Source organism: Paenibacillus sp. MAHUQ-45, assembly GCF_058133325.1.
Window position 1 is genome coordinate 609,627 of the sequence record NZ_JBYUPV010000002.1, and the last position, 24,029, is coordinate 633,655.

The 24,029-nt window shown below is 48.5% G+C and carries 19 protein-coding genes; 15 read left to right on the top strand and 4 right to left on the bottom strand.

Annotated elements, in window-relative coordinates; translation table 11 throughout:
* Positions 1 to 6 precede the first annotated feature (6 nt).
* The 8 genes from recA to AC3Y23_RS06585 all read left to right on the top strand — a co-directional run bounded on the left by recA (position 7) and on the right by AC3Y23_RS06585 (position 7,788).
* Positions 7 to 1,071 (top strand): recombinase RecA, encoded by a 1,065-nt coding sequence (gene recA, locus AC3Y23_RS06550; protein WP_379196841.1) that lies wholly within the window; start codon positions 7 to 9, stop codon positions 1,069 to 1,071.
* A 114-nt stretch (positions 1,072 to 1,185) separates the two neighbouring features.
* Positions 1,186 to 1,923 (top strand): regulatory protein RecX, encoded by a 738-nt coding sequence (locus tag AC3Y23_RS06555; RefSeq protein ID WP_379196843.1) that lies wholly within the window; start codon positions 1,186 to 1,188, stop codon positions 1,921 to 1,923.
* A gap of 303 nt (positions 1,924 to 2,226) precedes the next feature.
* Positions 2,227 to 3,768 (top strand): ribonuclease Y, encoded by a 1,542-nt coding sequence (gene rny / locus AC3Y23_RS06560; RefSeq protein WP_379196845.1) that lies wholly within the window; start codon positions 2,227 to 2,229, stop codon positions 3,766 to 3,768.
* Positions 3,769 to 3,856: 88 nt separating this feature from the next.
* Positions 3,857 to 4,651: a TIGR00282 family metallophosphoesterase gene (locus AC3Y23_RS06565; protein ID WP_379197152.1), complete on the top strand. Its 795-nt coding sequence runs from the start codon at positions 3,857 to 3,859 to the stop codon at positions 4,649 to 4,651.
* Positions 4,652 to 4,852: 201 nt separating this feature from the next.
* Positions 4,853 to 5,113 carry a stage V sporulation protein S gene (locus AC3Y23_RS06570; RefSeq protein WP_036656334.1) on the top strand — a complete coding sequence of 87 codons (261 nt, stop codon included), beginning with the start codon at positions 4,853 to 4,855 and terminating at the stop codon, positions 5,111 to 5,113.
* Positions 5,114 to 5,280: 167 nt separating this feature from the next.
* Complete coding sequence (locus AC3Y23_RS06575) at positions 5,281 to 6,240, top strand: dipeptidase (RefSeq protein ID WP_379197154.1); 960 nt, start codon at positions 5,281 to 5,283, stop codon at positions 6,238 to 6,240.
* Positions 6,241 to 6,573: 333 nt separating this feature from the next.
* A complete protein-coding gene (gene pduL, locus AC3Y23_RS06580) occupies positions 6,574 to 7,146 on the top strand; it encodes a phosphate propanoyltransferase (RefSeq protein WP_066361969.1) in 573 nt (190 codons plus the stop codon).
* Positions 7,147 to 7,320: 174 nt separating this feature from the next.
* Positions 7,321 to 7,788: a DUF1801 domain-containing protein gene (locus AC3Y23_RS06585; RefSeq protein ID WP_379196848.1), complete on the top strand. Its 468-nt coding sequence runs from the start codon at positions 7,321 to 7,323 to the stop codon at positions 7,786 to 7,788.
* 63 nt (positions 7,789 to 7,851) lie between these two features.
* On the opposite strand, the gene dapA is transcribed toward AC3Y23_RS06585, so the two are convergent.
* Complete coding sequence (gene dapA / locus AC3Y23_RS06590) at positions 7,852 to 8,745, bottom strand: 4-hydroxy-tetrahydrodipicolinate synthase (RefSeq protein ID WP_379196850.1); 894 nt, start codon at positions 8,743 to 8,745, stop codon at positions 7,852 to 7,854.
* Between the two features lie 118 nt (positions 8,746 to 8,863).
* Between dapA and AC3Y23_RS06595 the strand changes: the two genes are divergently transcribed.
* Both AC3Y23_RS06595 and htpG read left to right on the top strand, forming a co-directional pair.
* Positions 8,864 to 9,760 (top strand): LysR family transcriptional regulator, encoded by an 897-nt coding sequence (locus AC3Y23_RS06595; RefSeq protein WP_379196852.1) that lies wholly within the window; start codon positions 8,864 to 8,866, stop codon positions 9,758 to 9,760.
* Between the two features lie 439 nt (positions 9,761 to 10,199).
* Entirely contained in the window at positions 10,200 to 12,080 is a 1,881-nt protein-coding gene (gene htpG, locus AC3Y23_RS06600; RefSeq protein WP_379196854.1) for a molecular chaperone HtpG, read from the top strand.
* A gap of 97 nt (positions 12,081 to 12,177) precedes the next feature.
* Here htpG and AC3Y23_RS06605 read toward each other — a convergent pair whose 3' ends face one another.
* Complete coding sequence (locus AC3Y23_RS06605) at positions 12,178 to 13,041, bottom strand: LysR family transcriptional regulator (RefSeq protein WP_379196856.1); 864 nt, start codon at positions 13,039 to 13,041, stop codon at positions 12,178 to 12,180.
* Between the two features lie 147 nt (positions 13,042 to 13,188).
* On the opposite strand from AC3Y23_RS06605, the gene AC3Y23_RS06610 reads away from it, so the two are divergent.
* Positions 13,189 to 14,922 carry an ABC transporter ATP-binding protein gene (locus AC3Y23_RS06610; protein WP_379196859.1) on the top strand — a complete coding sequence of 578 codons (1,734 nt, stop codon included), beginning with the start codon at positions 13,189 to 13,191 and terminating at the stop codon, positions 14,920 to 14,922.
* On the top strand, positions 14,919 to 16,658 hold the full coding sequence (locus AC3Y23_RS06615; RefSeq protein WP_379196861.1) for an ABC transporter ATP-binding protein: 1,740 nt from the start codon (positions 14,919 to 14,921) through the stop codon (positions 16,656 to 16,658). Before AC3Y23_RS06610 ends, AC3Y23_RS06615 begins: the two co-directional genes overlap by 4 nt.
* 85 nt (positions 16,659 to 16,743) lie before the next feature.
* On the opposite strand, the gene AC3Y23_RS06620 is transcribed toward AC3Y23_RS06615, so the two are convergent.
* Together AC3Y23_RS06620 and AC3Y23_RS06625 are read right to left on the bottom strand one after the other, a co-directional pair.
* A complete protein-coding gene (locus AC3Y23_RS06620) occupies positions 16,744 to 18,369 on the bottom strand; it encodes a response regulator transcription factor (protein ID WP_379196863.1) in 1,626 nt (541 codons plus the stop codon).
* A gap of 24 nt (positions 18,370 to 18,393) precedes the next feature.
* Positions 18,394 to 20,121: a sensor histidine kinase gene (locus AC3Y23_RS06625; protein ID WP_379196865.1), complete on the bottom strand. Its 1,728-nt coding sequence runs from the start codon at positions 20,119 to 20,121 to the stop codon at positions 18,394 to 18,396.
* A 345-nt stretch (positions 20,122 to 20,466) separates the two neighbouring features.
* Between AC3Y23_RS06625 and AC3Y23_RS06630 the strand changes: the two genes are divergently transcribed.
* From AC3Y23_RS06630 to AC3Y23_RS06640, 3 genes are read left to right on the top strand one after another with little or no spacing between them, the layout of a single operon-like run.
* Entirely contained in the window at positions 20,467 to 21,390 is a 924-nt protein-coding gene (locus AC3Y23_RS06630) for an ABC transporter permease (RefSeq protein WP_379196867.1), read from the top strand.
* Between the two features lie 15 nt (positions 21,391 to 21,405).
* A complete protein-coding gene (locus AC3Y23_RS06635; RefSeq protein WP_379196869.1) occupies positions 21,406 to 22,323 on the top strand; it encodes a carbohydrate ABC transporter permease in 918 nt (305 codons plus the stop codon).
* Between the two features lie 38 nt (positions 22,324 to 22,361).
* On the top strand, positions 22,362 to 23,963 hold the full coding sequence (locus AC3Y23_RS06640) for an extracellular solute-binding protein (protein ID WP_379196871.1): 1,602 nt from the start codon (positions 22,362 to 22,364) through the stop codon (positions 23,961 to 23,963).
* Positions 23,964 to 24,029: the final 66 nt, after the last annotated feature.

Here is a 24,029-nt window from a genome sequence, read left to right on the forward strand (position 1 = left end):
GTCTGGTTGTCAGATCGTCGTGCGGCGCTTGAGATGGCGCTTCGTCAAATAGAAAAGCAATTCGGTAAAGGTTCTGTAATGAAACTGGGCGAATCCACCCACATGCAAGTGGAAGTGGTACCCAGCGGAGCTTTGGCGTTAGATATCGCATTGGGGATTGGCGGATTTCCGAAGGGGCGTATCATCGAAGTATACGGTCCGGAGTCTTCCGGTAAGACCACGGTTGCGCTTCATGCGATTGCAGAAGTGCAAAAGGCTGGGGGACAAGCTGCATTTATTGATGCGGAACATGCACTTGACCCAAGATATGCCAGTAAGCTGGGCGTGAACATAGATGAACTGCTGCTTTCACAGCCGGACACAGGGGAGCAGGCGCTTGAAATCGCTGAAGCACTTGTTCGCAGTGGAGCGGTAGACATTATTGTCGTTGACTCCGTGGCAGCTTTGGTGCCAAAGGCAGAGATTGAAGGCGACATGGGTGATTCTCACGTGGGTCTGCAGGCTCGTCTAATGTCCCAAGCTTTGCGTAAACTGTCTGGTGCGATCAACAAATCGAACACAATTGCAATCTTTATTAACCAGCTTCGTGAGAAGATCGGTGTTATGTTCGGTAACCCTGAGACGACTCCTGGCGGTCGAGCTCTGAAATTCTATTCTTCCATTCGCCTTGATGTACGTCGCGTAGAGAGCATCAAGATGGGGAACGATGTTGTGGGTAACCGGACGAAAATTAAGGTTGTGAAGAACAAGGTAGCACCTCCGTTCAAGCAGGCAGATGTAGATATTATGTACGGTGAGGGAATTTCCAAGGAAGGCAGTCTTGTGGATATCGGTACGGAGATGGATATCGTAAACAAGAGTGGTGCCTGGTATTCCTATGAAGGCGAACGTCTTGGCCAAGGTCGGGAGAATGCTAAGCAGTTCCTGAAGGAGCATGAGGACATCGCCCTCGTGATTGAGAACAAGATTCGTGAAGCCAGCAATCTATCGACGCTTGTGGCTTCCCCAAGTGAATCTGAAATTGCGGCAGAGAAGGAAGAAGAAGAGAATCTGCTGATGGAAATCGAATAGTCTGAATTGAATATTCGCTAAGGATAGGCGCCCTGTGAACGACATAACAGGGTGTCTTTTCATAATCTGAGGTTGGTATATGTATACGATATTGGTAATGAGGTGACAAGCAGCATGGTTATACAACTTGATTCGGAGCCGGAAGAGCAGGATGAACAGGCGTTGTCTGATTTTCCGGAGGATGGGTTACTTGAGATCACACGGGTGGAGCGACAGAAGAAGTCGGATCACCGCTATATCATTCATTTCGGCCCTTATACGATGACCGTTCATGAAGATGTCATGATTAAATACCGGATGATCACGGGTAATTCATTTATCAAGGCCGATCTGGAGGAGATTGTATTAGCGGATGAGCGCCAGCGCGCTTATGTAGAAGGTCTTCGTTATTTGGAACGCAAGCCGCGAACTGCGCAGGAGATGGCCCGCCGTTTACGGCAGAAGGAAATAGGAGAGACTATTATTGCGGAAGTGGTGCAGCGGCTGCAGGAGGAACGTTTTATTGATGATCCATTATACGCCAGACAGTGGGCGGAGCAGCGCCTCACGAACCAACGCAAGGGCAAACTATGGATTCGCCAGGAATTGCGAGAGAAGGGAATCGACAAGTCACTGATCGCGGAAGCGCTGGAGAATATCAGTCCAGAGGACGAATTGGCGAGTGCGCTCCAGACAGGACGCAAGAAGTGGAATATGATTCGCGGGGAAGTCGTCGACAAAAGGCGCAAGACAGGTGCTTTCCTTATGAGACGTGGTTTTCCGGGAGAAATGGTGCGGCAGGTGATCAATACTTTGCTCCAGGAAGAGAATGCAGAAGGGCAAGAAGAGGATTCCTACTTCATGGATTACTAGACTTGACTTTAGTGAAGGTATCGGCTCTCTTGACAATGTCTTTTTATAAATAATAAAATATAACATGAATCGGCAAAAGCAAGAAACCTTTTTCCTTCCCAAAAAGGGTGAATCTTTTTGCGATTCGCATACAACTCATATGATATGTAATCGCCGTATATGGCGGGCAGTGTGCATGTGCAGCATGTGCAGTATGGCAATCGGTGAGGTTACCGGTTTTTTGTATGGTGATGAAACGGATAGTTGAACAACTGCACAAATTCCCAAGGCATACCTTGGAGGAACCAACGAGGAGGTGAACAGATGCCAACATGGGCCTGGATCATTGTCGTTCTCGTTGTAGCTGCATTATTCTTTGGGTTCGGTTATTTTATTCGTAAATCCCTTGCAGAAGCTAAAATTTCAAGCGCTGAGAAAGAAGCCGTAGTCATCGTGGAAAACGCGAGAAAAGAGGCAGAAGCGCTGAAGAAGGAAACGGTATTGGAAGCTAAGGACGAAGTCCACAGAATCCGTACCGAGGCTGAGAAAGAAACTCGTGAACGTCGGAACGAAATCCAACGACAAGAGAGACGTTTGCTGCAAAAGGAAGAATCGCTGGATAAAAAAATGGAATCGCTCGAGCGAAAAGAAGAACAAGTAGCTAACAAAGAGAAACGAATCGATGAAACCCAACAACAAATTGATGTCATTTACAAGACCCAAGTTACTGAGTTGGAGCGGATTTCCAATCTCAGCATCGAAGATGCAAGAAGTATTATTCTCAGCAATGTAGAGCAGGAAGTTCGCCACGAAACCGCACAAATGATCAAGGAAATCGAACAGCAGGCGAAGGAAGAAGCGGACAAGAAATCCCGCGAGATCATTACGCTGGCCATTCAACGCTGTGCAGCTGATCACGTTGCGGAGACAACCGTCTCGGTTGTTACGCTGCCGAATGAAGAGATGAAGGGACGGATTATCGGTCGTGAAGGCCGCAACATCCGGGCATTGGAGACTCTCACCGGTATTGACCTCATTATTGATGATACGCCGGAAGCAGTTATTCTGTCAGGATTTGATCCAATCCGCCGCGAAGTGGCCCGTACGGCACTTGAGAAGCTGGTTGCGGATGGACGTATCCATCCAGCTCGCATTGAAGAGATGGTGGAGAAATCCCGCAAAGAAGTGGACGAGCGGATTCGTGAATACGGTGAGCAGGCTACCTTCGAGGTAGGTGTTCACGGCTTGCATCCAGACCTGATTAAGATTCTGGGTCGCTTGAAATTCCGTACAAGCTATGGACAGAATGTGTTGAAGCACTCCATGGAGGTTGCTTATCTGACAGGACTTATGGCCGGTGAGCTTGGGGAAGACATCGTGCTTGCAAAACGTGCCGGATTGCTCCATGATATCGGCAAAGCGCTGGATCATGAAGTAGAAGGCTCACACGTAGAAATCGGCGTCGAACTGGCGAAGAAGTACAAGGAACATCCGGTAGTTATCAACAGTATTGCCTCTCACCATGGTGACTGTGAAGCCACTTCGGTAATTGCAATGTTGGTTGGTGCAGCTGACGCTCTGTCGGCAGCAAGACCTGGTGCTCGTCGCGAAACACTGGAAACGTACATCAAGCGTCTGGAGAAACTTGAAGAAATTTCCGAATCTTTCGAGGGTGTTGAGAAATCATACGCCATTCAGGCGGGCCGTGAGGTTCGCGTAATGGTACAGCCTGAGAAGATTGACGATGCGGAAGCCTTCCGTCTGGCTCGTGACATTACGAAGATGATTGAGAATGAACTGGATTATCCAGGACATATCAAAGTCACTGTAATCCGTGAGACACGGGCGGTAGAATACGCTAAATAGGCAAATGAAGAAAAGTGGCCCCTAGCGGGGCCATTTTTTCTGTAAATACGATGTTTCAAACCAAGTGCAAGTCTAGGAGGAGAGTCTTATTAAAGTACTATTTATTGGTGATATCGTTGGCAACACTGGAAGAAAAGCATTGCGTGAAATGCTGCCTTCCCTGAAAAGCAAATACCAGCCCCATATTATTATTGTCAACGGTGAGAACGCTGCTGCTGGCCGCGGGATAACGTCAGCCATTGCGAACGAATTCTTCAACTGGGGCGTCCACGGGATCACGATGGGTAATCATACGTGGGATAACCGTGATATCTTTGAGTTTATTGACGATGAGCCGCGGCTGATTCGTCCGGCGAACTTCCCACCGGGTACACCGGGACGCGGATACACGGTAATAAAAGCAAACGGTAAGCAACTAGCGATTGTTAACTTACAGGGCCGTACCTTTTTGCCAGCTATCGATTGTCCGTTCCGCACTGGCGACGAGATTGTGGATGAGCTGCGCAGACAGCATAAATGCATCCTCGTAGATTTCCATGCAGAAGCGACCTCCGAGAAAATTGCCATGGGCTATCATATGGACGGACGTGCGTCGATCGTTGTCGGTACCCATACACATGTGCAGAGTAATGACGATGTGATTCTGCCTGGGGGAACTGCTTACTTGACCGATGCGGGCATGGTTGGTTCAAGAGAAGGAATACTGGGTATGGAAAAAGAAGCGGTCCTATACAAGTTCAAAACACAGCTTCCATCACGCTTCGTCGTGGACGAAGGCAAGTGGCAGTTGCACGGTTTGTTTGCAGAGCTGGACGAGGCAACAGGGGCGGCGACCAAGCTGGAAAAGATCCGCATGCGCGAAGGCGATTGGATCATGGACTAAGAGGAACGGTCAAAAAGCAAGAGGAATCGGGCGGAAGCAACGTTTTAGGATGCAGTGTGATCTTTTTTATATCGAAAAAGAGTATCTTTTGTACCAATTTAAGTAGAAGTAGTCGGTAAAAAGAAGGAATTATTTCTTCTCCCGCGAATAACATCTACAGAGTGGAAGAACACCATCATTTTTCCCAGGGGAGGTACTTACATGGATGTATTAAAAGTATCAGCTAAATCCAATCCTAATTCCGTCGCCGGTGCATTAGCAGGTGTTCTCCGTGAACGTGGAACGGCCGAATTGCAGGCAATAGGAGCAGGAGCACTGAATCAGGCAGTGAAAGCAGTTGCTATCGCCCGGGGATTTGTGGCACCAAGCGGTGTTGATTTGATTTGCATTCCTGCCTTTACGGACATTGTTATTGATGGAGAAGATCGGACGGCGATTAAACTTATTGTTGAACCGAGATAATAGAGATACATCAGTTTGAAGCCTGTTTACCTTGGTAAACAGGCTTTTTTGCTGCATATTTACAGATAACCCCTGGGGTCGCGGCATAGAATCTGAAGAAGGCTCTCTCGTGTGGATAGTGACGGGTGGCAGCAGAAAGTGAGGGGAATGCTGTGAGGAAAGTAGATATGAAGGTGGCAGATTTCCATTGTGATGTGTTGAGTAAAATGCAGAATTTCGGCGATATTGATTTTCGGAATGATTCGCGCCTCGATGTAACGGCAGAGCGGCTGGCAGCAGGGAGAGTAGATCTGCAATGTTTTGCTATCTATCTGTCGGAGGGCAGGGGAAAACTGGGGTTTGAGCGGATATTGGGTCAAATCGATCTTTTTCGTGAAAAAGTAGTGAGGTCACAAGGCTTGCAGTGGCTTCGCTGGAAGGAAGAAGTGGAAAGCCAGATCATTGGAGCGTCCAGCGCAGGAATGCTCTCTGTGGAGGGCGTAGACGGTCTGGAGGGCAATCTGTTCTATGCCCAGCTCTGTTTTGAACTAGGAGTACGGTTTCTGGGGGTTACCTGGAACTATGCCAACTGGGCTGCAGATGGGGTACTTGAGCGACGGAATGGAGGATTTACAGAGAAAGGGAAGAAGCTGGTGGAGTGGTGCAACCAGAGTGGAATGCTACTGGACGTGTCGCATCTCTCCCCAGCGGGCTTCTGGGAGCTTGCAGAGCTTAGCGATCGGCCGTTTATTGCCTCTCATTCCAACGCTGCGGCGATATGTGGGCATCCACGCAATCTGGTTGACGAACAGATTAAAGCGCTAATTGCTATGGATGGAAGAATGGGGCTAACATTTTTTCCGTGGTTTGTAGAAGATGGAGGAAAGGCAGGACGAGAAGACCTGCTGAAGCATATTGAACATGTATGCAGCCTTGGTGGAGAACGGATTCTGATGTTCGGCTCGGATTTTGACGGCATTGACACCTGGGTAGAGGGGCTGGAGCATCCGGGAAAATATCCGGAGTTTGCGGAGCTGCTGCTCCGGCATTATCCTGAAGATCTTGTAAGCGGATGGCTGTACGGGAACGCCATGACTTTTTTGCGAGAGAATCTGCCTTCTAAAGCGAGCAAGCATAGTCCGGCTTAGAAGATTGCGGATCTGGGGCAACGGAATCAACACACGCGCCAAACGGGCCAAACTGTTGACCAGTGTTTAATAGACTAAACACGCCAAACTGTTAACCAGTGCTTAACACACCAAACACACCAAACACACCGAACAACACCAAACGCACAGGTTGTTCTTATCAGAAATTACTCCATGATTGCAATGTTTGATTGGAATATTTTGTATTACTATGTGTCCAATACAAGAATTTATCATAAAAAGTGACAAGGTTCCTTTAGGTTTTGAGTATTTAGTTGTATAATGTTTTGTGGCTTGTACAGATACTAGAGAAAATTCAAGGAGTGACTTACAATGAGCAAGACTGTACCCGTAGGTGTGTCGGCTAGACATATTCACCTTACGCAAGAGCACGTGGAGGCTTTGTTTGGCCCTGGATATCAATTGACAGAGTTCAAACCCCTCTCCCAACCTGGTCAATTCGCTGCGAATGAAACTGTAGCGGTAATTGGCACCAAAGGCAAATTTGACAAAGTAAGAATTCTTGGACCTGCTCGTCCTGCTTCCCAATTGGAAGTGTCCCGTACAGACGCATTCGCGCTTGGCGTGAAAGCCCCTGTTCGTGAATCCGGTAATATCGAAGGTACACCGGGCATTACTTTGAAAGGCCCAGCTGGTGAAGTGGAACTGGAAACCGGCGTTATTGTGGCAGCTCGCCATATTCATTTTCATACTTCCGATGCTGAAGCTTGGGGCATCGCTGACAAGCAACTGCTGAAGGTTCGCCTCGGTGGCGAACGCGGTCTTGTGCTGGAGAACGTAATTGCGCGTGTATCCGACAGCTTTGCACTGGATATGCATATTGATACAGACGAAGCCAATGCAGCAGGTGCTAACAATGGCGATACTGCTGAAATTGTAGACTAGTCTTAATAGGTATATAGCATGAAGAAGCGGGGGAGCAATCTCCCGTTTTTTTGTTGCGTTTTTTTTCGTAAACGTGGCCTTGCACAATCCGTCGTTATTTTTAGTTTGATCCTGAATTTGGTATGATAGAACTGATGGTCAATAATTTGAAGTAACGTAAATGGAGGGTACCTAATGAAGTATGAAGCAGGCAGTCCGGAAGAATATATTCATCAACTGCCAGAGGAGCGAAAGCAAGCCATGGTGGCGCTGAGAAAGACAGTAGTGGATAATCTGCCGGAAGGCTTTCAAGAGACTATGGCCTATGGCATGATCGGTTATGTTGTTCCACACAGTATTTATCCGTCCGGTTATCATGCGAAGCCTGAGGAGCCCCTTCCATTTATCAGCATAGCTTCCCAGAAGAACTATATCGCTTTTTATCATATGGGCATATATATCTTTCCCGAGGTGTTGACCTGGTTTCAGGAGGAGTATGCGCAGGTTGTCCTAGGCAAGCTTGATATGGGGAAGAGCTGTATACGCTTTAAAAATATAAATGCCATTCCGTACGACCTGCTCGCGGAGCTGTGCCGTAAGATTACGCTGACGGATTATCTACAAAGATATGAGGACGGATTGCGTACGGTTAAGAAAAAATAAAGGCTGCCTTCAGCCGTGAGAAACGGAGTGGGCAGCCTTTCAATATGGATAATTGCGTTACCGTTACAACCCGGATACAAGCGCTCCAGCCTGGTATGCACGAAGTTCTTCCTGCAGCGCGGTGCTGATGGACATCAGTGGCAGGCGAAGGGTATCGGAACCGATGACTCCAGTGTGGCTAAGCAGCCATTTGATCGGAGCGGGATTGGATTCTTTGAAAAGCAGTGAGATTAGTGGAAGCTGGCGCTCGAAGGCCTCTTTGGCCTGCTCCAGCTGCCCGGAGGCAAAATATTGGTAGATTTCGATGAATTCTGCCGGACGTACATTCGCCGAAGCCAACATGCCGCCAGCTGCACCGCGTCCCAACATATCCAGGAAATGCTGATCATCGCCGCACAGAATCGGCTTGGAGCCATATTTGGTCAGCTCGGTGACCAATAGTGGCGAACCTGAACAGTCTTTCAGACCAATAACATTGTCCATCTCCAGAATCGTCCGCGCTGTATCGACAGTCATACCAACACCGCTTCGTCCGGGAATATCATAGGCCATGATCGGAACGCCAACCTCTGCAGCCTTGCGGAAGTGCTCAATAATGCCTTGCTGCGAGGGGCGACTGTAATAAGGGACCACAACGAGTGCGGCATCTGCGCCCAAAGATCCAGCGAGCTCTGTGCGTTTTACAGTGGATGCGGTATCGTTCGTTCCAGTGCCGACCATAAGCGGAATTGAGGATTGCTTTAAAAGTTCACGAGATGCATTGACCAGAACCTGAAATTCTTCCACGGTAACCGTCGGCGATTCACCAGTGGTTCCGTTTACAACCAGACCCTGAATATTATGTTTAATGATGTTGTTCACATAGTGCTCATACGAATCCAGATCAACTTCACCGGCTGTATTGAACGGAGTGACCACGGGGACATATACTCCAAAAACCTGTTGTTCTGTAAGCATGATTATCGGCCTCCAACAATTTAGTTGCTGTAAGATTACTTTACCATGGAATATTGCATCGGTGTTATCTATAATAAATGATATGGATCATCATTATTATTGATGTTAGGGTGAGATTATGGATTTGACTTACTTGAGAACTTTCCGAGAAGTGGCTAAGCGCCAGAGCTTTACCCGTGCCGCCGAGGAACTGGGTTATGCCCAGTCCAGTGTTACGATGCAAATCCAGAAGATCGAGAAGGAGTATGGTGTCCCGCTTATGGAGAGACATGGACGCCAGCTGCGCTTGACCCCTCCGGGGGAGGAGTTGCTCAAGCTGTTTGTGGAGATGCTGGATTTGTATGATCGTTCCAAAGAAACGATTGCTCAGCAAATTGGCGGGACGCTGACGATCGGAACGATAGATTCCCTGGCAGCATTTTATTTGCCTCCTTTTCTTCAGCAGCTGCGAACACGGTTTCCGGGGCTGAACATTCATTTGCAAACACAGCAGGAAGCTAATCTGGTCAATAAAATAAAGGACGGGGAAGTGGATATCGGGCTGATGCTGGACCGCAGCACGGCAGATTCCTACCTGAACCGCACGATTATCCGGGAAGAGCCACTGGTGCTAATCGCTCCCGTTGGTCATCCACTGGCCGCTCTGGACACTGTTAAGCTGCAGCATCTGAACAATTGCGAATTCATTGTCTCGGAGGAAAGCTGCATTTACCGAAGTCTGTTCGAGAATTTGCTCAAGGAGCACGGCATTGTGTTCCGCATAGGCTTTGAGCTATCCAACCTGGAGGCGATCAAGCGCTGTGTCATGAACGGGCTGGGCATTGCGCTGCTGCCGCGGATCGTAGCCCAGGAGGAGATCGAGCGAGGGTATCTCGCCGAGCTGAATTTTAACCACCCTGAGATCCACTTCGATCTGCAATTGCTAATCCATCCCAAGAAATGGAAGTCCCATCCGCTGCAATTTCTGATCCAGATGCTGATGCAGGATGCAGGAACGCAGGCAGCAGGATTGTGAAAGTGATGCCAACAGAGGCCGAAAATTCAGGGTTCACCAGAGCGACACCGATGCTTATGTCTAGTAACTTAAGTTCAATAAATATAGCAAATATGCAGTAATATATTGACATCTAAATTTATTATATGGTATATAAAAAGAAGTGTTAGCACTCACTTGAGTGGAGTGCTAATTGTTTTGTTGTGTTGACTATATGAGACGAATAAAAGAAAGTAACGAAAAGCGCGAAGGAATGAAGGGGAGGGTTTGGAACTGTAGGAGCGAAAGCGACCGCCTTTGTCACCGGATTTCAACCGCTAGAAGCGGTTTATAAAGAAGAAATCTGGGGACAACAGCGGCCGAAAGTCCAAACATTCACCGTAGTGACGATCGAGTCTTACGTTCGGATCTTAAGTTCGTCTTATACAGATGTTTATTTTGAAAGGAGATCAATGTATTCATGGCCAAAAAAAAGTTTAAAGCCGAATCCAAGCGCCTGCTGGAGATGATGATTAACTCCATCTATACGCAGCGGGAGATTTTTCTGAGAGAGCTGATCTCGAATGCCAGCGATGCTATTGATAAAATCTATTACAAAGCATTAGCCGACGATTCGCTGGTCTTCAATAAAGAAGATTACTATATTAAAGTGACCGCTGATAAAGCAAACAGAACGCTGACCATTACCGATACAGGAATCGGGATGACTGCGGAGGAGCTGGAGAACAACCTTGGCGTTATCGCGAAGAGCGGCTCCCTGGCCTTCAAGGAAGAGAATGAGGCGAAGGACGGCCATAACATTATCGGTCAGTTCGGTGTAGGCTTCTATTCGGCCTTTATGGTTGCCGACGATGTAACGGTCATCAGTAAGGCGCTGGGCAGTAGTGAAGCGTTCAAATGGGAATCCACAGGCGCTGATGGCTATACCATCGAGCCGGCTGAGAAAGATACTGTGGGTACCGAGATCACCCTGAAGATCAAGGCGAACACCGAAGAAGATCAATATGATGAATATCTGGAAGAGTACCGCCTGAAGTCTATCATTAAGAAATATTCTGATTTCATCCGTTTCCCGATCAAGATGGATATCACCACCAGCCAGCCTAAGGCTGACAGCGAGAACGAGTTCGAGGAAGTCTCCGAAGAACAAACCGTGAACAGCATGGTGCCGATCTGGCGGAAGAATAAGAACGAGCTGACCGACGAGGATTATAACAATTTCTATGCCGAGAAGCGCTACGGTTTCGACCAGCCGCTCAAGCATATCCACATCAGTGCCGACGGTGCGGTGGTCTATAACGCGATTCTGTTTATCCCGGAGAATACGCCGTTTGACTACTATACGAAGGAATATGAGAAGGGCCTGGAGCTGTACTCCAACGGCGTTCTGATCATGGACAAATGTAGCGATTTGCTGCCGGACTACTTCAGCTTCGTCAAGGGGATGGTAGATTCCGAGGATCTGTCGCTGAACATTTCCCGCGAGCTGTTGCAGCATGACCGCCAGCTGACTTTGATTGCCAAGAACATTAAGAACAAGATCAAGAGCCAGCTGCAAAGCCTGCTCAAGGACGGAAGAGAGAAATACAATCAGTTCTACAGTGCCTTCGGCAGACAGCTCAAATTCGGCGTATACAATGATTATGGCATGCATAAGGACACGCTGCAGGACCTGCTGATGTTCTACTCTTCCACAGAGAAGAAGCTGGTTACGCTGGACGAATATGTGTCAAGAATGCCGGAAGATCAGAAGTATATCTATTATGCTGCAGGTGAATCCGTAGAGCGCATCGAGAAGCTGCCGCAGACCGAGCTGGTAGCTGATAAAGGCTATGAAATCCTCTACTTCACCGATGATATCGATGAATTCGCGATCAAGATGATCACTTCTTATATGGAAAAAGAATTCAGATCTGTCTCCAGCGGCGATCTCGGCATCGAGACCGATGCAGCGGACAAGCCTACGGATGCTGAAGAGAACGAGAACAAAGAGCTATTCGAAGCGATGAAAGGCATTCTGTCCGGCAAGGTCAAGGATGTTAAAGCTTCCAAACGTCTTAAGACCCATCCGGTCTGTCTCTCCTCTGAAGGCGAGCTGACGATCGAGATGGAGAAAATCCTGAAATCCATGCCGAACGGCCAGGAAGTACAGGCCGACAAGGTGCTGGAGATCAACATCAACCATGAAGTGTTCCAGTCCCTGAAGGCTGCTTCGGACAATGATAAAGAGAAGCTGAGTCTGTACACGAACCTGCTGTACAACCAGGCGCTGCTGATCGAAGGCTTGCAAGTAGGCGACCCTGTACAGTTCACGAACGATATTTGCAAAATCATGGTGTAATGTTGGCCTAGCCAATTAACACCTCTATAAAAAGTAGAATAACCCGTCACTGGTGCAAGCCAGGGCGGGTTATTTGCATTCTCTATAAGGCTTCTTCTTAACCGAAGCAATCAATAAACTTGGCAGCCAGCGAAGACAAGTATTTGTCCTTCATCCAGATGGCAGCGACACGGGTGCGCAGCGTCTCGCTACGAATCTCCTTGTACAACAAATTGCTGTTGTTCACGAGTCCGAAGGCGGATTTGGGGATAATACCAATGCCCAGTCCAGCGTTAGCCCAGAGCAGTGTGGTACGGGCATCATCATTCATGCAAAAGAAGGAGGGTTCAAAGCCCTGATCGATACAGGCTTCCGAGATCAGCTGCTCGAATCGCCGATAAATGATCAGTGGCTTGTTCTGCAGCTCACTGACCGTCATGGAAGCTTCTCCCTTGCTCCAGTCATATTCCGGGGTCATTACAGCGATCATCGGCTCAGCGCTGCTATACTTGCATTCCAGATTTGTAGTATTAAAAGGAGTGCGGACTATGCCGACTTCTACGATTCCTTTATTGAGAAGGTCTATTACCATGAACGTATTACCTTCATGAATTTCAAATTTGATACCGGCATACATTTTGTGGAATTCGCGCAGTCTATCTTGAAGCAGGGTTGCGCCGGATGAAGAGACGGTTCCAACAGTTATGGTGCCTTTCATGCCTTTAGCAAAGTCATTAATCTCTCGGGTAGTGGAGTCTGTCAGCTCCAGAATCTGCTGGGCCCGGTTTCGCAGAATAATGCCTGCATCCGTGAGCTGTACGCTACGGGGACCACGCTCGAAAAGTTTGACACCGAGTTCATCTTCAAGAAGCTTCAGCTGCTGGCTTAGGGGAGGCTGAGCCATCTGCAGCTTGCGTGCAGCTGAAGTGATCTGGCCTTCCTCCGCGATGGTCAAAAAGTATTTGAGCTGCCTGATATCCATGGGGAACCTCCGGTTTGAGATATGTAAATCGTATCGCACTGATACGAAAACAATATTATTAATATGAAAAAAGATATGACATAATCATAACTGGTCTTATAGAAAAATCAAATACTTAAATACTTCTTAGGTTAGGTGTGGATTCCAGTGTTCAAAATTGCCGTTTATTTAAAACCGTATCGAAAAGAAGCCATCATCGGCCCCATCTTCAAACTGCTGGAGGCGATCCTGGAGTTGTTGTTACCAACTTTAGTTGCCCTGATTATCAATAATGGAATCGGGCATCAGGATAGCGGATATGTGTACCGGCTGGGTGGGTTGATGCTCCTGATGTCACTCCTCGGCTTCGGCTGCTCGATGATCTGCCAGTATTATGCTGCCCGTGCCTCACAAGGTTTTGGCACCACGCTTCGTAACAAGATGTTTCGTCATATTTCGTCGTTGTCTTATGCCGAACTGGATACCTTTGGAACGCCTTCGTTGATCAATCGGATCACGAATGATGTAAATCAGCTACAGCTGGCGGTTGCTATGCTGATCCGCCTGGTGATCCGGGCACCGTTCATCTGCATCGGAGCAATAATCATGTCCATGATTCTCGACTTCCGGCTGTCTCTGATTCTGCTGGCAGCTACGCCCGTAGTTGCGGTTATTCTGTACTTGATTATCAGTCGGACATCTCCGCTTTATCGCCTGTACCAGAAGAAGCTGGATGCTTTGGCACTGGTGCTGAGCGAGAATCTGTCTGGTCTGCGTGTAATTCGCGCATTTGCCAAGAGTCGTCAGGAGCGGGCTCGTTTTGCAGAATCCTCTGATGATTTGACAGCTACGGCGATTCGGGTTGGACGTATCTCTGCCTGGCTGGGACCGCTCACCACGCTAGTGGTGAACGCAGCAATCATAGCTATATTGTGGGCGGGTGGTTTTCACATCGATAACGGTCGTCTCTCGCAAGGGGAGATCATTGCTTTTATAAATTATGTCACTCAGATCCTGCTGGCCCTGATTGTGGTCTCCAATCTAGTGATCATCTTCACCAAGGCGTCGTCTTCGGCGAGCCGGATCAATGAAGTGCTGGCAGTGACTTCTTCGGTTAAGGACACTGGTCTTCAGGAGCCTACCGGTGGCCAGGAGGTATCCAAGATCGCATTTGACCAGGTGTCCTTCGGATACAGCAGTACCGGCGAGCTGGCGCTGGATAACATCTCTGCGGTCATTAACCGGGGAGAGACGGTGGGATTGATCGGCAGTACCGGTTCCGGGAAGTCCACCTTTGTGAATCTGATTCCTCGTTTCTATGATGCGGTGGAGGGCAGTATCACAGTAGATGGCATGGATGTCAGAGAGTATCCGCTATCCCGGCTGCGGGAGAAAATTGCGATTGTTCCGCAGAAAGCACTGCTGTTCACGGGCACGATTGCAGATAATATCCGCTGGGGCAACCAAGAGGCAACGGAAGAGGAGATCTTGCGGGCAGCCGAAGTGGCTCAGGCGGCCGAATTCATTCACAAGTTGCCGGAAGGACTGGATACTAAGGTATCCAGAGGAGGAATGAACCTGTCCGGCGGACAGAAACAGCGTTTGACCATCGCGCGTGCTGTCATCCGTAAGCCACAGATTCTGATTCTCGACGACTCGTCAAGCGCACTTGATTTTGCCACCGATGCAGCATTGCGCAAGGAGCTAAAAGAATATAGCCGGGAAATGACCGTACTTGTGGTGTCCCAACGGGTAAGCACAGTACGGCAATCTGATAAAATTATCGTATTTGAGGAAGGGCGGATTGCCGGCATCGGAAGTCATGAAGAACTGATGGAGGGCTGTGCAGAGTATAAAGAAATCTGCCTGTCCCAGTTATCGAGTGAGGAGTCTGGACAATGAAAAGAAATAATACGTGGAAGAGACTCATCGCTTATACATCCCAGTATCGGAGCCTGATGATCCTTGCGGTCATCTGTGCCATTCTCAGCGTAGTGGCCAGTTTGATTGGGCCGCTGCTGATCGGCAAGGCGATTGATTTTATGATCGGTCCAGGAAAAGTCGACTTTCCAGCTGTCCTACGCCTGCTGCTCATTCTCGGCGCTATCTACCTCGTCGGCAGTCTCTTCGGATGGCTGCTTACGGCGCTTATGAACCGGATCGCTTATCGAACCATCAATGATATGCGGCGTGAACTATTCGACAAGCTGAACGTATTGCCGCTGAAATTTCATGATAATCATCCGCAAGGGGATAGCATCAGCCGTTTTGTCAACGACATGGATGCTGTCTCGGACGGGTTGCAGCAAGGTTTTTCTACACTGCTAACCGGTGTAGTTACGATTGCTGGAGCGATTGGGTTGATGCTTTACATCAGTCCGCTTATGACCCTTGTGGTACTTCTGTCCGCCCCGGCTTCGTATTTTGCAGCGCGTTTTATTACGACCCGCTCCCAGCAGATGTTCCGGGATCAGGCTAAAATCCTCGGTGGACTGAACGGTTATGTGGAAGAACTGGTGGGCGGGCAGAAGGTTGTTCAAGCTTATCAGTATGAAGAGCGTGCCTTTGCAGCGTTTGCTGAACAGAATGAAGCGCTGTACCAGACGGGTGTGAAATCCCAGTTCTACGGCTCGCTCTCGAACCCAACGACCCGACTCGTAAATAATCTGACATTCTCGGTCATTGCGATGATCGGCAGTGTCATGGTCATTATGAACCACCTGACGGTAGGGGATCTCTCTAGCTTCTTGATCTATTCGAACCTGTTCGCTAAGCCGTTCAACGAAATCACCGGAGTGATCACACAGCTGCAATCAGCGACGGCTTCAGCACAGCGTATCTTCGCGATTATGGATTTGGCACCAGAGAAACCGGATGCCGAGGGAGCTGTGGAGCTTACAACCAGCCAGGGAACGATTACGTTCGATCAGGTGCGCTTTGCTTATGATCCGGAGCGGCCACTCATTACCGGGTTCAGTCTGGAAGTGAAGCCGGGAACGCGGGTGGCGATTGTAGGGCAGACGGGAGCGGGGAAGACGACGCTGGTTAACCTGCTTATGCGCTTCTATGATGTAGACAGCGGAACTATCGCGATAGACGGAGTGGATATTAACACCATCACTCGGGACAGTCTGCGCCGCAATTTCGGGATGGTGCTTCAGGAGACCTGGCTGTTCGGTGGAACGATCTTTGAGAACATCGCCTATGGCAAGCCCGAGGCCAGCCAAGAAGAGGTGATTGCTGCAGCCAAGGCTGCTAATGCGCATGGCTTTATCAAACGTCTGCCGGACGGTTATCAGACCCGGATCAGCGGCTCTGGTGACAATCTGTCCCAGGGACAGAAGCAGCTATTGACGATAGCCCGGGTCATGCTGGTGGATCCGCCAATGCTGATTTTGGATGAGGCAACCAGCAGTATTGACACACTGACAGAGGTGCGTATCCAGAAAGCATTCCTGAAGATGATTGCCGGACGAACCAGCTTTGTGATCGCTCACCGGTTGTCGACGATTCGTGAGTCGGATCTCATTCTCTACATGAAGGACGGCGATATTGTGGAGAGCGGCACTCATGATGAACTGCTAGCGAGCGGAGGCTACTACGCCCGCTTATATAACAGCCAATTTGCAGCTGTGTAATGTCTTGAATGTCCAATCTTAAAAAGCGTTCACTCCCTATTGAAAGACTGGGAGTGGACGCTTTTTTGGGATGCTCTCCGAAATCTCAGTTCCATTCGGGAACAGATTTCAGTTCTTTCAGTTCTCTCAGATTCTTACGGTATTCGTTGGGACTGCAGCCGTTGTCCAGCTTAAATAGCTTGGAGAAATGTGAGTAGTTCGAATATCCGACCTTACTAGCGATGGTATAGACCGACTGCCGGGTGGTTTCCAGTAGATGCTTGGCGGCGGCCAGCCGGGTCTGGATGATATAATTGCCGAGTGAAATCCCCGTCTCCTTCTTGAAGAGCCGGGCCAGATAATCCGGATTGAGATAGACAATCTCTGCGAGGCTGTTGCGTGTCAGATCGTTGCCGCAGTGTGTTTTGATATAATGGGTGATCTCTTCCACGACTGACTTGGGCTGCTCGGCAAAATTGCGGTATTCCGCTGCAGTATTAACCAGATAGCCGATGTATTGCTGCATATCCTCAATTGAATTAAGGGACTGAATAAACAGCTGATCTCCGGACCTGCCCATATAGAGTTTATGTGCTTCGATCTCTTTACTCTTGAGATGGGCGTATACAAGCTGGACAATGTCCAGCCGCAGCAAGCTGAGCACCGAGGTGTTGACGATATGGCCCTGAATCAGTTCATGCAGATAGTCTGAGGTCAGCTCCAGGAATGCAGTGTAGCTGTTCTCATTCAGCAGCTGCTCCAGCAGGATCAGATCGGGCGGGTTGTAGATCGCCTCACATTTGCGGTAATGTTCAAGCAGAAAAGTCTGGTTGCGGTGTTTGATCATTTCCTCATTCATTACCAGTAGCTCCTGAATCTCCTTGCGGATCGCCCCAAGCGTCAGAGATTTACCAATGTTACAGCAGGCGTCGCATTTCAGAAATCTGTTGGCCTGGGCTATGAAGGAGGAACAATGGTCTTCAAGCATTCCGGGATCAGGATTAGAGTTCCATTTTAGAATAATCATCCAGTTATAATCCTTGATCTCTGTGATCGCTTCCACTTGAAAGAGGGGGTGCTGGAATAATTCATGCATCACATTTAGCAGAGCATAGTCGAACAGATTCTTGTCTTCCTTGCCCAGACTTCTGTCATATGGAAACAGATTAACCAGCACGGGCAGGAAGAGATCGCAGGGCTGATAGGGAAGATTCTGTTCGGCCAAATAAGGAGCTATATGAGCAGGGTCCGCCGGAAAAGCTCTTCCGGTGATTAGTCTGCGCCAGCTGTGTTCAATCATCTTGCTTCTATTTTTCTGCCACAGCACGCCTTCGCGAATCGCTTTCTCATTATTTTGCTGCTCCTTGGCCTTGGCGACAGCCTTATGAATAATCAGGGTCAGCTTATCGAACTCAATCGGCTTCAGGAAATAGTCAAAGCTTTGCAGCTCTATCGCTTTCTGCGCATAATTGAAATCGGCATAATTGGTCAGGAAAATGGTCTGAATGCTGTACTGCTCAGAACGTATCCAGGCAAGCAGCTCGAGCCCACTTCCTTGAGGCATTTCGATATCACAGATGAGAATGTGCACCGGATGCTGAAGCAGAATTTCACGTGCTTGCGCCACATTGTAGGCGGTATAAATATGATCAATAGACAAAGCGGCCCAATCAATCCTTTTTTCCAGTGCGGTAATTACAAAATAATCATCATCCACAAGCAAAGCATTCATCGGCAAACTCCCTCCTTGTCAGCTTCATGTCTGTGGTACTTTGGGAAGCAGGATGGTTACGCAGGCCCCGCCGCTCAGCATATTAGAGAAATGAACCTCCGCCTGTCGTCCGTACAGCAGCTCCAGCCTTTGCTGAGTATTCGTGATCCCGATCCGGTGTCCATCGGTTTGATCTAGTAGGTCTCCCCGCGATAGCTTCTCCAGGATTTCTGGCGGAAAACCCGGCCCGGTATCAGTGATTCGGATACAAGCCTTGTCACCTGCTTCCGCATTATAAGGGGTAAACACCGACAGCCTGATTTGCAGCTCCTGATTTCTTGAGACTGCGTACTTCACGGAATTCTCAATAAAAGTCTGAAGCACCAGGGGCGGAATCTGCAATCCTTCCATGCTCAAAGGACGCTCGATATGATAAGAGAACGCATTCCGGTAACGTGATTTCTGAATATCCAGATAGATCCGCACATGCTCGATTTCATCCTCCAGCTGTACGAAATTCTCTCCGCTCTGAAAAATGTACCTAAAATACTTAGATGTAGCCATCGACATTTCTTCAATTTCTTCATACATTTGAATTTGGGCCATGCTGTAAATGCTGGTCAGGCAATTGAGAAAAAAGTGGGGTTTGATTTGCATTTTCATGTAATCGAGCCGAATCTTCTGCTTCTCCAGCTCCTGTTCGTACATTTCGATTTTGAATTTTTTGAGCTGATCCACAAGCTGCTTGAACTGTCCATTTGCTTGCTCCAGCTCGATGATTGTGCTGCTCTCGAAATCTGCCGGTTCACCCTCTGCATTAATGCGCCCCAAGTTCTCCGAGAAGCTCTGGATGGGACTTAGCACCTTCCGCATGAATAGCATCATCACAGCGCTCAGGGTGAAGATCAGCAGGAAAAACAGGACGAGAATCAGCAGCTGAGCAATCATGATTTTCTCAAAGGTGCCGAATTTAATGACCATCTTGACGCTTAATGAAGCGTTGGCAAAATCGCTGATCACCGTCGTCCGGGACTGGATCAGATCGAGAAAGGAGGGTTTAGTCTCTTCATGGATACTTTGTTCAGGTCCTTTTTCATAATCTGGTCCGGAAACGATCGTGCCGTGCTTATAGACCAGGGAGGCATAACCGTCGGCGCCCAGGTTCATTTGCTGTAGAGGAGCAATCAGGTCATTCGCGGAGATAAGCCCCACCAGGTAACGGTCATGATAAGGCACAAAGCTAATAATGAAATACTTGCCATTGGCGAGAATAGGGGTCCACTTGGCATAGAACTTGTCGTAGACCCCTTTGTTCTCGGTCAAAGAGATAATCTGTCTTTTGACCTCCAGATAGTCACTGTAGGACAGGGTCATCGGCGCGCAGTTCAGAAAGAAGTTATGTTTCTCCAGATAGAAGAAGAAGTTATATCCTTGACCGTAGTTTCTTTGCAGCTCCGCAAAACGCATACGCAGCTTCTCGTTTCCCTCCCGGAAGTCGATGCTTTCCACGGGGGAGTTACTCATCGTCTTGATGTTATCATCATTGGCTAAAGCCCAGCCCATAAAGTGACTGATGTAATTAAAGTCATAGTTAATACGTTTGATATAGAGCTCGGCGGTGTCTTGCAGATACCGGGTGGACTGCTGCTTGACGATGGAGATGGAAGCAATGCTGATCGCGAGGTCCACAACTAATGCGATGAAGGAAATGACGAGCATAATTCGTACGTAATATTTGATGGAATACGGCTTGCTCGGTTTGTGTTTTCCCATAGGCCAGGGGCGCTATCCTTTCTGGACACATAGTTATGAATGCGTTTTATTTGGTAATAAAAACATTATAAGACTTTCATTTTAAAAAAACATGGCTAAAAATACGCTTTTGACCGCAAAGTCCGGAAAGAACATGGAAAAGTCTGGATTTCAATATGCTTTTGTCACGCGTCAGGGGAGGGATCAAATTTGGCGGGAATATGGTGCTGGAAATGTCCGAATAGCGGTCCTATGAGGTCCGATATTGTTACGCGGGGACCGTTATACTGAAGATGTTCAATCGATTGAGCAGCGAGGGTGGAGGAAAGCTTCAGCCACATCTTTAGGGGAAGGGAATGGATTCATATGCCATCCGGTCAATTCAGTACAAGACGGACATGGGCACTGATCAGGCGTAACTGGGGGCTTTATGTACTGCTTTTTCCCGCTGTAATACTGACCCTGCTATTCGCCTACAAGCCGATGTACGGGGTGCTCATTGCGTTTAAGGATTACAGTCCGGCTTCTGGAATAGGAGGCAGCCCTTGGGCGGGGCTCAGATACTTCGAGAAGTTCTTTAACTCCTATCAATTTTCCGCAACCCTGAAGAACACGCTGGTAATCAGTCTCTACAGCATGGTGACCTTCCCGATTCCGATCATGCTGGCACTGATGGTTAACCAGATGCGGCCGAACCGGTTCAGACGTTTTTTTCAAACAGTATCCTACATGCCGCACTTTATCTCGACGGTCGTTATGGTGGGCTTGATGCTGATCTTGTTCTCTCCCAGTACGGGGCTGGTCGGTAATCTCTACAATCTGTTTGGTGGAGATCCTCCCGATCTGATGGGCTCGTCCGCATTGTTCAGCAGCGTGTATGTCTGGTCCGATGTGTGGCAGCATGTCGGCTGGGACAGCATTATCTTCATCGCTGCACTTTCTGCGGTGGACCCGAGCTTATATGAAGCTGCAACCGTGGATGGGGCCAGCCGCTGGCACAAAATCCGGTACATCGATATTCCCATGCTGATGCCAACGGCGGTAACGCTGCTGATCTTGCGGGTCGGCGGACTGCTGGGTGTCGGATTCGAGAAGGTGTACCTGATGCAGAACGATCTGAACTTACCCTCCAGCGAAATTCTGTCTACCTATGTTTACAAAATAGGGCTGCTAAGCAGCCAATACAGCTTCTCGTCGGCAATCAATCTGTTCAATACCATCATTAACTTTATTCTGCTGATTCTTGTGAATCAGATCTCCAAGAAAGTTAGTGAAAACAGTCTATGGTAGGAAGGGGGTGCACAAATGAGCGAATTGGAACCTGTAATCCAGCAGCATCGGAGCATCAGAAACCGGTCCTCCGACTGGGTAATGGAGTTTGGTGTTTACATTGTTGCGGTGTTGTTCCTTGTGATACTAATCTACCCGCTGTATTTTATTGTAATCGCTTCATTTAGTGATCCGTCCGCCGTAGCGAACGGGAGGGTGTGGTTCTTTCCCAGCGGCTTCACTCTGGATGGCTATAAGGAGCTGCTGAAGCACGACAATATCTGGATCGGCTATAGAAATACCATCATGTACACCGTGGTCGGCACAGCGATTGGGCTAGTTGTCAATGTCTCAGCGGCGTATGCGCTATCTCGAAGAGATCTTGTTGGACGCAAGTTTCTGTCTCTGTTCTTCATCTTTACGATGTTCTTCAATGGCGGCCTGATACCGACCTTTCTAACGATTAGGGATTTCCATTTATATGACACGTTTCTTGTGATGGTCCTGCCTTTTTCCGTAATGGTGTTCAATATCATCGTGGCCAGGACCTTCTTCCAAACCAGCATTCCCGGAGATTTATGGGAGGCGGCCCAAATCGACGGCTGTGGCAACCTGAGGTACTTTATTCTGGTTGTACTGCCGCTATCCAAAGCAATCATAGCCGTACTGGCACTCTGGATTGCCGTAGGGTATTGGAATTCCTTTTTTAACGCGCTGATCTATCTGAAGAACCCGAATCTGTATCCACTGCAGCTAATATTGCGCAATATTCTGATCACCAACCAAATGCAGTCGGGGATAGGAACCGGTGAAGCCGCCCAAATTGCCCTGCGACTCGCCAGCATGATGCGTTATTCCGTCATTATTGTAGCAACTGTGCCGATCATGTGCATTTATCCGTTTGTGCAAAAGTACTTTAACCAGGGGGTGATGATCGGCGCCGTGAAGGAGTAGACAAGAACTTCTCATAACAATGAAACGGGGGAAATATGATGAGCAAATCTACCAAAGCTTCAGTTAAAAAAATGGCGACGATGATGCTTGCGACTACATTACTGTTTGGACTCACAGCGTGCGGGGGAGGAAATGACAATACTGCGGCCAAGACACCGGGCAGCTTCAACAAGGAAGGCCTGCCGATTGTGACAGAGCCGGTGACCCTGAAAGTTCTGACGATGCGTTGGGGCAATATGGGAGATACCTTCACTAATAATCAGTGGCTTAAGGATCTGGAGAAGAACACGAATGTGAAAATCGAATGGCAAGTGGTCTCCTCCAACGACTGGGCTGAACAGAAATCCATCATGTTGGCCAGCGGTACGCTGCCGGACATCATTATAGGTAACCAAACGTTCACTGATTCGGATATCGTGAATAACCTCAGTTATTTCCGCCCGCTGGATGATTATATCGCCCAGTATATGCCTAACCTTAAAGCGGCTATGGATGAGACACCAGAGCTTAGAAAGATCAGCACTTATCCCGACGGAAAAATATACTCTTTGCCAACTAGGCTGCCGGCCCGGCCGCAGAGCAAGAACCAGCCTGTCATCAATAAGGCATGGCTTGATAAATTGGGACTGAAGGTCCCGGACACCATAGACGATCTTCACAATATTCTGAAAGCTTTCAAGGAGAAGGACCCGAACGGGAACGGCAAGAATGACGAGATTCCTTTTACGGAAAATGGATTGGGGGATTTTCTTACTCCGTTTGGCATCACCGACATCAATTTAAACAGCATGATGGTCAGAGACGGCAAGCCGCTCTTCATCCCGACATCCGACGAATATAAAGAAGGCCTCAAATGGGCACATCAACTATACAGTGAAGGCTTGATCGACAAAGAGCTGTACACACAGGATAACAGCATGACATCGGCCAAACAGCAGAATGCAGATGCCGCTATCGTCGGCTTCACCTATCAATGGACACCGGATGCCGTATTCGGCAAGTGGAAGGATCAATATATTGCGATTCCACCGCTTACCGGTCCAGACGGGAAGAAATATCAGCCTGGAGATCCGAGTGGTCTGAGCTATAACCGGAACGAGATGTTGATTACGACTTCTTGCAAAAATCCGGAGATCGCCGCTCGTTGGGCGGACCAGTTCTATACGAATGAAGCCAGCATCCAGAATTTCTGGGGCGCAATCGGTACTGTGATCAAGAAGAATGACGATGGTACCTATACCCTGATGGACCCTCCGGCTGGTACCAGCGCGGATGCCTGGTATTGGGAGCAATCGCTGCGTGATTTTGGTCCGAAATATGTAAGTCCTTCGTTCGAGAAGAACATCGTACTGAATCCGGAAACCGGGGATGGACTGAAGCAGGAGCTCGACAAGCTGGGCAACAAATTCGTCACGACGCCGTTCCCGAACGTAATGTATACAGCAGAGGAGTTCAAGGAATTGCCAACGCTCACCACTGATATTGACGGCTACGTGTCCACCATGCGCGCCCAGTGGGTTACGAAAGGCGGAATCGACGATACTTGGGATATTTACATCAAGAAGCTTAACGATATGGGATTAGAACAATTGATTAAAATCCGGACAGATGCTTACGAACGCTATATGAGCGTAAAGTAAGATACCTGTAGGTGATATTGGTAGCGCAAAAATAGGAAGGAAAATACTGAGGGAGATATTAGAGAA

Excerpts from the sequence above, each read along its gene's own strand:
- AC3Y23_RS06555 (WP_379196843.1), top strand. The coding sequence starts at position 1,186 with ATGGTTATACAACTTGATTCGGAGCCGGAAGAGCAGGATGAACAGGCG.
- rny (WP_379196845.1), top strand. The coding sequence starts at position 2,227 with ATGCCAACATGGGCCTGGATCATTGTCGTTCTCGTTGTAGCTGCATTA.
- AC3Y23_RS06570 (WP_036656334.1), top strand. The coding sequence starts at position 4,853 with ATGGATGTATTAAAAGTATCAGCTAAATCCAATCCTAATTCCGTCGCC.
- AC3Y23_RS06575 (WP_379197154.1), top strand. The coding sequence starts at position 5,281 with ATGAAGGTGGCAGATTTCCATTGTGATGTGTTGAGTAAAATGCAGAAT.
- pduL (WP_066361969.1), top strand. The coding sequence starts at position 6,574 with ATGAGCAAGACTGTACCCGTAGGTGTGTCGGCTAGACATATTCACCTT.
- AC3Y23_RS06585 (WP_379196848.1), top strand. The coding sequence starts at position 7,321 with ATGAAGTATGAAGCAGGCAGTCCGGAAGAATATATTCATCAACTGCCA.
- dapA (WP_379196850.1), bottom strand. The coding sequence starts at position 8,745 with ATGCTTACAGAACAACAGGTTTTTGGAGTATATGTCCCCGTGGTCACT.
- AC3Y23_RS06595 (WP_379196852.1), top strand. The coding sequence starts at position 8,864 with ATGGATTTGACTTACTTGAGAACTTTCCGAGAAGTGGCTAAGCGCCAG.
- htpG (WP_379196854.1), top strand. The coding sequence starts at position 10,200 with ATGGCCAAAAAAAAGTTTAAAGCCGAATCCAAGCGCCTGCTGGAGATG.
- AC3Y23_RS06605 (WP_379196856.1), bottom strand. The coding sequence starts at position 13,041 with ATGGATATCAGGCAGCTCAAATACTTTTTGACCATCGCGGAGGAAGGC.
- AC3Y23_RS06615 (WP_379196861.1), top strand. The coding sequence starts at position 14,919 with ATGAAAAGAAATAATACGTGGAAGAGACTCATCGCTTATACATCCCAG.
- AC3Y23_RS06620 (WP_379196863.1), bottom strand. The coding sequence starts at position 18,369 with ATGAATGCTTTGCTTGTGGATGATGATTATTTTGTAATTACCGCACTG.
- AC3Y23_RS06625 (WP_379196865.1), bottom strand. The coding sequence starts at position 20,121 with ATGGGAAAACACAAACCGAGCAAGCCGTATTCCATCAAATATTACGTA.
- AC3Y23_RS06630 (WP_379196867.1), top strand. The coding sequence starts at position 20,467 with ATGCCATCCGGTCAATTCAGTACAAGACGGACATGGGCACTGATCAGG.
- AC3Y23_RS06635 (WP_379196869.1), top strand. The coding sequence starts at position 21,406 with ATGAGCGAATTGGAACCTGTAATCCAGCAGCATCGGAGCATCAGAAAC.
- AC3Y23_RS06640 (WP_379196871.1), top strand. The coding sequence starts at position 22,362 with ATGAGCAAATCTACCAAAGCTTCAGTTAAAAAAATGGCGACGATGATG.